This is a genomic window from Nonomuraea longispora (genome assembly GCF_004348345.1).
GTDB classification, from domain to species: domain Bacteria; phylum Actinomycetota; class Actinomycetes; order Streptosporangiales; family Streptosporangiaceae; genus Nonomuraea; species Nonomuraea longispora.
Genome location: NZ_SMJZ01000415.1, coordinates 1 through 1,680 on the forward strand (window position 1 = coordinate 1; position 1,680 = coordinate 1,680).

General features: G+C 66.4%; 2 protein-coding genes. Both read left to right on the forward strand.

What is annotated here, in order from left to right; all coding sequences use genetic code 11:
* Positions 1–847: 847 nt before the first annotated feature.
* Positions 848–1,084 carry a helix-turn-helix transcriptional regulator gene (locus tag E1267_RS43625; RefSeq protein WP_132342162.1) on the forward strand — a complete coding sequence of 79 codons (237 nt, stop codon included), beginning with the start codon at positions 848–850 and terminating at the stop codon, positions 1,082–1,084.
* On the forward strand, positions 1,077–1,565 hold the full coding sequence (locus E1267_RS43630) for a hypothetical protein (protein WP_132342164.1): 489 nt from the start codon (positions 1,077–1,079) through the stop codon (positions 1,563–1,565). The genes E1267_RS43625 and E1267_RS43630 overlap by 8 nt, the downstream gene beginning before the upstream one ends.
* Positions 1,566–1,680 lie beyond the last annotated feature (115 nt).

The following is a 1,680-nucleotide window of genomic DNA, read 5'->3' on the forward strand; positions in this document are numbered from 1 at the left end:
GGCACCGGCCAGTCACCCCCGACCATCCCGCAACCCACCGACCTCCAACTCCATCTCCTGGATCTCCTCGACATCGATCCACGAGACCTCCGCTGAAGATCACTCATGTGCGGAAAACGGGGCTAGCCGACCATGACGGACACTGGTACAAGATCGTGGCTGATAGCCCTGGCGATGCGCTCTCCCATGTTCAGCACTTGCAGACCATGGCGACGCCGAGCAGAACGGGCCGCCCTTGCTCCCGCTGCCCAGTTATGACACTCGCCCATGGCCCTTATGCCAGTATCATCGGAACGATCACGTCGATACGTTCCTCCCCCGCCGCCGTCGTCCGGACCCCATTGGCACTGCCGCATGTGCTGCCCGTCCTTTCGGAGTGTCGCTGACGGTGACGGATAGGGGACATGTGCGGGATGATCTTGCGGAGGATGCACACTGCACGTTGCGTTATGGCGCCGAACGGCGCACCTGGGCTGCCTCAACGCGATCAAGAATCAGCTGAGCGCCCCGCACCAGTGGCCGACACCAGATCGAGCTCGCCTTTGCTCGTCCGCCGTGCGCAACCCTCCCCTAGCGCACAACCTCCTCGTCCACGTCGGCGCTCCCGCAGGGCTGCTCAGCGGCGTCACGGTGTCTCGCAGCGTCGTGCGGTGCGTGGCTTCCATAGCGGCGATCGAGTCGGGCTTGAGTGCCGGCGCCGAGGTGGGTGTCGATACGTCGTGCCCGGCACGGCGCTCGGGGCGGTCGGCGGTGGCGTGCATCATGCTTGCCCGATTTCCTGCACTGCTGTGGCCGTGCCGGGCGGGCCGACGGCAGTCGCGCGTCCTTCCCAGCCGGGAGATCGGCGATGAGGCGCGCGCTGACGTTGGCCGAGATCCAGCAACTGCCGGCTGTGGTCGACGTGGTCACCGCGGGACGGGCGCTCGGATTGGGACGCACCACGGCCTACCAACTCGCCAGGAACGGCCAGTTCCCCTGCCGGATCATCCGCATCGGCAAGAGGTACGTGGTGCCCACCGCCGCCCTGCTCGCGCTGCTCAGCGATCACACCCTCATCGAGGAGGACAGGACAACCGATGGCTGAAGGCAGCACGTTCAAACGCTGCTCCTGCCGCGACGGCGACGGCAAGGAACTCGGGCAGAAATGCCCCAAGCTGCGCCGCTCCGGCGGCGGCTGGAACCACCGGCACGGCATCTGGCACTACCAGATCGAATTGCCGCCCAACCCCGGCGGGAAGCGCCGTGGCCCGCTCCGCCGCGGTGGCTTCACCAGCCAAGACGACGCGGAAGCCGAACTCGCCCAAGTACGGGCCCTGCTGGCGCTGGCCGGGCCGGGCGAGCCCGCCACCCGCACCCAGATCGCCGATCTGATCAAGCGCACACTGGCCGAAACCAAGACGCTGCCCAACATGAAGACGGTCCGCCGCAAGATCAAAACCGGGCTCAACCTGACCCAGGAGGTCACCGTCGAGCAGTGGATGGAGGAGTTCCTCCAGCGCAAGCGGAAGATCGAAGAGAGCACCCGGCGCTCCTACGAGGGCCACATCCGCCTCTACAGAGGATGAAAGTTCGGGGTGTCATGTCGATCTCGGGTCCGTGATCAGGCCGGTGTGTGCCAGGAAGGCGTCCAGGAGGTCGGGGCGGTACTGCATCTGCTTGAGCCGGCTGCGGATGACCGCG

Bases quoted from the DNA above. Each gene is read 5' to 3' on its own strand.
- E1267_RS43625 (WP_132342162.1), top strand. From the start codon at position 848: ATGAGGCGCGCGCTGACGTTGGCCGAGATCCAGCAACTGCCGGCTGTG.
- E1267_RS43630 (WP_132342164.1), top strand. From the start codon at position 1,077: ATGGCTGAAGGCAGCACGTTCAAACGCTGCTCCTGCCGCGACGGCGAC.